The sequence below is a fragment of the Pseudomonas nicosulfuronedens genome (genome assembly GCF_005877905.1).
GTDB lineage: Bacteria > Pseudomonadota > Gammaproteobacteria > Pseudomonadales > Pseudomonadaceae > Pseudomonas > Pseudomonas nicosulfuronedens.
Genome location: NZ_SWDV01000079.1, coordinates 1 through 5627, shown reverse-complemented (window position 1 = coordinate 5627; position 5627 = coordinate 1). Strand labels below are relative to the sequence as shown.

The window sequence follows — 5627 nt, the reverse complement described above, 5'->3', positions numbered from 1 at the left end:
GCTGCCATCAAAATGACATCCTGGATGCTAGCCCGAAGATAAGTGAATGTCTAAGGATGCGTTTTATACTTTCTTGGAATAAAGGATATTGCTTACGTTGCGACTCATCGCTATGTAATCAATCGAATCAGTAGCGCGGCGCGACAAACCGTTAAGTAGTGGAAGCAGCTCATCAATGAAGACTTGCACGGGTAACGTAAAGCAAAAGTTGGCTGGGTAGCTTTTTCCAAAAGTCGCTACTCAGCCTGATCGGATACGAGAGAGGGCCCCTGACTCATCAGCCAATTTTTTTCGACCGTTTTCTGGCAGGAAAAGGCGCTTGCATCGTTCCGAGGCAGTGAAAAATCGGTGCATTCCTCTGAACAGGTTCGCCTTCATGAGTGCTCCCACCCAAGCCCCACCCGGGAAATCCTACGGGCCGACGATTGCGATCGCGGCCTTGTCCTCTGCACTGGCTGTACTGGGCTACTTCCACGTGCAAACGCTCGGTGAAGTGAGCGTACTGCAGTCGCAGCTCTCCGAGGTCAGCAATCAGCTTTCCGATACCAGCGCTAAAGGTCTCACACCGAAGGAGATCAACGAGCTGGTATCGGGTTTGCAATCCGCGGCCCCCGCTGCTGCTGCGCCTGAGCACTACCCCGACAACTGGGTCTACGGAAACGTCTCAGCGCGCTACACCCTGGTCGAGATGACCGACACCGAGTGTCCTTTCTGCAAAGAACACTTCCCCCTGTTGAAATCCCTCGTGGAATCGTCTGCAGGCCAAATCAACGCGGCGCTGCTGCAGGTTCCTTTCCTGGGTGAGACCTCGCGCAATCAGGCCAACGCAATCGAATGCGCGGGCGACCAAGGGGGTTCCGACGCTGCATGGAAGTTCGCCCAGAAGGTGTTCGATCTGACTCGAAGCGAGGGGCAGGGCGTTGGCAAGCCCCTGGTGACTATTGCGAAGGAAATGGGGCTCGACGGCGACCGCTTTGCAGCTTGCTCGGAGTCCAGGGCTGTGGCGAAACGAGTGAGCAAGGACTTGGAACAGGTGATCCAGCTTGGCGTCACGCAGACTCCGTCCACCCTCGTGCTGGATAACCAAACCGGTAAGTCCCTCCTTCTGCAGGGCGAGCACGCGAGTCCTGCCGGCATCCTCAGCGCCATTGCCAAACTATCCCCATCCAAAGGAGCTAATGCGCCATGAGCAACGAGCCGACAGTCATCCCCGCGCACATCGACGAGCCTCCCCACGTTCTCTTCTGGCGCCTGGACGAAGTCATGCCAATCGGCATTGGACTTGTTGCCGGCGTGCTGATGGCCCAACTGATCATCTGCTCCGCGGTGGGCATGGTAGCGGCACGTTTCTACCGTCGCTTCTGTGATAACCGGCCTGATGGATATCTGCTCCACGCCATCTATTGGTACATGGGGTCCATCGGCATGAAGGAGACACGTACCATGCCCAACTCCTATGAGCGGGAGTTCATCTGATGCTCTTCGGCAATCTGAAAAAATCGTTCAGTGGTTTGCAGGGGGAGGTGAAGTTCTACCGAACTGCGCTGATTCTTTTGGTCTTCGCTCAGATGGTCACCTCGTGTGCGTCCCTGCGCCGAGAAGAAAAAGTGACCGTCATTCCACCAACCCTCACCGAGAAAGCGTGGGTCAGCAAAACACAGGCATCGGGCGAGTACACCAGCGCTTGGGCGCTCTATCTCGGTATGATGTTAGGCAACGTCAATCCGGATAACGCGGACATCATCAAAGAGGCGATTGGTCCCATTCTCGACCCATCGATCTATCAGGACGTCATGGTCGTGCTCGACAAGCAGATCCAGCAGATCCGCCAGGATCGGGTCAGCCTCAGCTTTGAGCCCAAGAAGGTGCTCCGGGACAACCTCAATCCCAGCAAATTCTACGTTTCCGGCTACTCCGTCGCTGAAGGCCCTGCCGGCGATCGTAAGCGTGAGAACCGGACCTATGAGTTTGAACTCGTGATCAAGGACTACAGGCCCAACCTGACCTGGATGGCGACCAACCGGGGCGACCCTCGCACCCAGGACGTGAAGGATCGCGAAGCCGAGTCGGCCGAGCGCCAGGCTAAGCGGCAGTCACACTCACGCGGCTGACCTACCAGTTTTTCCTACCCCGGCCCCTCGTTAGGTCCGGGGTTTTTTTTGCCTGCATGTTTTGACCACGGCTTGTTTCCCGATTTGGCGCCCGCGGCAGTGCAGATTTTTTCTGACCATTTTCTGGTTGGAAAAGCCGAAATCGAAGCCTGACGCCTTCCCACAATGACCTCATCAAAGTACAGAGGTCATGACGATGTCCCTGAGGCACCCAACACTCTTCCGCCCGGCTGCGCTGGCGCTGGCTCTGGCAATTGCCCCGTACGCCGCTGCTGAAGAACAGATTCAGATCCCAGGGCTGAACATGCCCGTTGCCGCGAGCACGCAGCAGCCCGAGCGGCAGGCCGCCCTTCGTGTTGAACAGCAGCGCGTTGCTGATGCTGCAGAGGCTGAACCGGACGTGGCAGTTCAAGGTCATGCACCTGCTCCCGCGCCGGCGGCATCAAAACCGCGCCTCGTCCAGGTAACACCGGGAAGTGCTGATAACCCTGCGGTACCGAGCAGCGTCTTGCCCAAGCCGGTCAAGTCGTTGCCTCCGGTCGACACTCGACAAGACGTGGTCGTCACCAACGGAACCAACACACTGATTCCGATTAGCCTCGGACAGATCAACCGTATCGTCACGCCCTTCGAAGACCCGAAGGTTCAAACCGTTTCGGATGCGACGATCGAAACGAGCGGAAACGTCATCTACGTAACGACTATCGTGCCTGAGCGCCCGGTCACCATGTACGTGACACCCGCTGACGATGAGTCGGTTGCGATCTCTCTCACGCTCTTCCCGCAAGACATCCCGCCGATCCAGGCAAACCTGATTTTCTCGAAGTCACTGCCCGGTGCCGCCCAGCCGCAAGGCGCTGGTGGCATCGCTGCAGCTTCGGTTCGCTCCTACAGCGGCCAAGCGAAGAAATGGGAGCGCTCTATGCCCTACATGGAGACGCTCCGGGAGCTCCTCCGCCAGCTGGCGCTGGGCAATCTGCCTCGGGGCTATTCGATGGGTGCCCCAGCCAATGGCGGTCGAGTCCCCGCCTGCGCGCAACCCAACCTCAGCTTCGATTTCAGCCATGCGCAGCTCTTGGAAGGGCACGATTTCCGCGTTTTTGTGGCCACGGTTGAGAACATCTCCGCCCGCACGGTCGAGTTCGATTATGCGGATTGCACTCACCCAAACCGCGCGGCCGTGAGCGTCTGGCCAAACGAGGTTCTGGAGCCTGGCCAGAAGAGTGAGGTGTACGTGGTGACCCGTGTACCCGTGGACGTGCCGGACACTTCCGTCCGGCCGAGCCTGTTGAATTGAGGGGGCGGCCATGAGCGGAATTCAAGGAGTTCTTGACCGGCTGAACCCGAACGCGAAGCGCCTTCTCGTGATCGGCGGCACAGTCATCGCCGTGGGTGCCCTGGTTGGGATCGTTCTGCAGTGGGCTGGTCCTAAGCACAAAGACCGCTTACCGAAGAAGCCCCAAGTTGAGGCTGTTCTGACCGATAACGACCCACGTCAGTTGGGCATTGCATCGCTCGCTACCCAGGTGCGTAACCTGCAGGGCGACCAAGCTCGGATTTTGCGACTCCTGGAACAGCAGCAGAGCAGTGGCAGGGACGAAAAGGGCTCCAAGGAGATGGATGAGTTGAAGGCCCAGTTGCAGACGCTTCAGGGGGAGTTGGGGCGTGTCGAGAAGGAGGCAACGCAGCGGCAGGGACGGAAAGGCGGGGCCGATGGTGGTTCCGATGAGGAGTTCACCGCCGACGAAGACGCTATGCCCTCGGCGCCTGCTCGCTTCGTCCCCAAGGCAACAAGCTCGTCTGCTGCATTGGGTGATGTCTACAGCAACCTTCCCGCCGCTCCGAAGGAGGACCCCAAAGCTCGCTCTTCTGTGAAGAAGGAGCCGGTGAAGATCCGGACAATCCGGAATCAGAACGAAGAGAAGAAGGAGAAGGCGGAGGATATTTCGGTGTCGCTCCCGGCCGGCTCCATGCTGTCGGGTGTTCTTGTCACCGGTATGGACGCACCAACCGGGCAGCAGGCGAAGCGGGACCCATTCCCAACGCTCGTTCGGATTAAGTCCGAGGCAATTCTGCCGAACCGTTTCCGTGCAGACTTTCGCGAGTGCTTCCTCATTGCTGGTGGATGGGGAGACATGAGCTCCGAGCGTGCCTACTTGCGCGCCGAGCGGTTGTCCTGCGTTCGCCAAGATGGCAAGACGCTGGAAGCTCCTCTTGAGGCTTTCGCCTCGGGTGAGGATGGCAAGAACGGTCTTCGCGGCCGCTTGGTTAGCAAACAAGGACAACTACTCGCACGAAGCCTTATGGCTGGCTTGATGCAAGGTGCTTCGTCCGTCTTCAACGTCCGCCAGGTCCCGTCGATCAACATCACTCGAAGTGGTAGTAACGGCAGTAGCGACCAACAAAGTGCGGTGTACGAACAGGTGTTTGACTCCAATGCCCTGCAAGCTGCAGCTGCCACTGGTATGGGCACTGCATTAGATCGAATTGCGAATTACTACTTGGAAATGGCGCAAAACCTGTTCCCCGTAATCGAAATCGACGCAATGCGTGAAGTCGACTTCATCGTAAATAAGGGTATGACCGTCAAGTTTAACTCGGACACATTAAAGTCCAACGAGTCCGTGGGCCTGAATTCGGATAAAAAAACCAAAGATAACTCGGCGGCTGGCGCTGCGAAGGGGAGAAGTAACTAATGAAAAAAATCATCGTAGTAATCCTTCTGTCATCTTCGGCGCTCACCGGTTGTTCCAATATGCTAAACGTGGGGGAGAGCGAATATGCCTGTAAAGGTATGCCTAATGGTGTGACATGCATGTCCGCCAAGGATGTGTACACCGCCACTGAGGGTGAAAATTATAAGACTCAGTTGAAGCAGGAGCAGGAGGCAGCCGCCGGGCATGGTGCCGGGAAGGCCGCCGCCGTCCCTGAAACACGAGTCCTGTATGCCGAGAGTGCAGATAACGCGCCGATGCCTATGCGTGCTCGCAACCCTATCCCGATCCGGACTCAGGCCGTAGTCATGCGCATCGCGATCGATCCGTGGGAAGACGACAACGGCGACTTGATCGTACCTGGCTACATCTACACCGAAATCGAACCTCGCCGCTGGGAAATCGGTACGCGTCAGGCAACAGCAAGCCCGACGTTGCGACCGCTCAGCATCGTCAAACCAAACAAGAGTGCCTCTCCCGGAACGACTCCCGGCATGAACAGCCGCTAGGCCAATGTTTCGAACCAAGGAATTGAAAAGGCAGGTATCTGCCTTTTCGCGTTTGTATTGGAGCGCAATATGAGACGATTCTTAGCTATATTCTTTGCTGTAATGGGGGCACCGCTTATTGCATTTGCAGATGGCGGCACAGTCAACATTGCATGTGAAGAAACTGTTGCATGCCCGGCAGGGCAGACGGGGTCGCAAATTTACACATGTTCGCAAAGTGTAAATGGTGGTTCTTGTACAACCGATCCAGATGGGTCGCTGAAAACAAAGCCGAAGTGCAAGTCGACAACTAT

The 5627-nt window shown here is 57.1% G+C and carries 7 protein-coding genes; all 7 read left to right on the top strand.

Going from position 1 to position 5627, the window contains the following annotated elements:
* Positions 1 to 376 precede the first annotated feature (376 nt).
* Entirely contained in the window at positions 377 to 1189 is an 813-nt protein-coding gene (locus FAS41_RS30140; RefSeq protein ID WP_138526929.1) for a DsbA family protein, read from the top strand.
* A complete protein-coding gene (gene traL / locus FAS41_RS30135) occupies positions 1186 to 1476 on the top strand; it encodes a type IV conjugative transfer system protein TraL (protein ID WP_138526928.1) in 291 nt (96 codons plus the stop codon). The genes FAS41_RS30140 and traL overlap by 4 nt, the downstream gene beginning before the upstream one ends.
* Entirely contained in the window at positions 1476 to 2111 is a 636-nt protein-coding gene (locus FAS41_RS30130; RefSeq protein ID WP_138526927.1) for a TraE/TraK family type IV conjugative transfer system protein, read from the top strand. The genes traL and FAS41_RS30130 overlap by 1 nt, the downstream gene beginning before the upstream one ends.
* A 190-nt stretch (positions 2112 to 2301) precedes the next feature.
* Positions 2302 to 3408, top strand: a complete 1107-nt coding sequence (locus tag FAS41_RS30125) for a TraK domain-containing protein (protein ID WP_246084975.1) — start codon at positions 2302 to 2304, stop codon at positions 3406 to 3408.
* 10 nt (positions 3409 to 3418) lie between these two features.
* Positions 3419 to 4807: a TraB/TrbI/VirB10 family type IV secretion system protein gene (locus FAS41_RS30120; RefSeq protein WP_138526926.1), complete on the top strand. Its 1389-nt coding sequence runs from the start codon at positions 3419 to 3421 to the stop codon at positions 4805 to 4807.
* Positions 4807 to 5334 carry a type IV conjugative transfer system lipoprotein TraV gene (gene traV / locus FAS41_RS30115; protein WP_138526925.1) on the top strand — a complete coding sequence of 176 codons (528 nt, stop codon included), beginning with the start codon at positions 4807 to 4809 and terminating at the stop codon, positions 5332 to 5334. Before FAS41_RS30120 ends, traV begins: the two co-directional genes overlap by 1 nt.
* 69 nt (positions 5335 to 5403) lie before the next feature.
* The coding region (locus FAS41_RS31080) for a hypothetical protein (protein WP_218939147.1) at positions 5404 to 5627 on the top strand (224 nt) is incomplete at its 3' end.

Excerpts from the sequence above, each read along its gene's own strand:
- FAS41_RS30140 (WP_138526929.1), top strand. The coding sequence starts at position 377 with ATGAGTGCTCCCACCCAAGCCCCACCCGGGAAATCCTACGGGCCGACG.
- traL (WP_138526928.1), top strand. The coding sequence starts at position 1,186 with ATGAGCAACGAGCCGACAGTCATCCCCGCGCACATCGACGAGCCTCCC.
- FAS41_RS30130 (WP_138526927.1), top strand. The coding sequence starts at position 1,476 with ATGCTCTTCGGCAATCTGAAAAAATCGTTCAGTGGTTTGCAGGGGGAG.
- FAS41_RS30125 (WP_246084975.1), top strand. The coding sequence starts at position 2,302 with ATGACGATGTCCCTGAGGCACCCAACACTCTTCCGCCCGGCTGCGCTG.
- FAS41_RS30120 (WP_138526926.1), top strand. The coding sequence starts at position 3,419 with ATGAGCGGAATTCAAGGAGTTCTTGACCGGCTGAACCCGAACGCGAAG.
- traV (WP_138526925.1), top strand. The coding sequence starts at position 4,807 with ATGAAAAAAATCATCGTAGTAATCCTTCTGTCATCTTCGGCGCTCACC.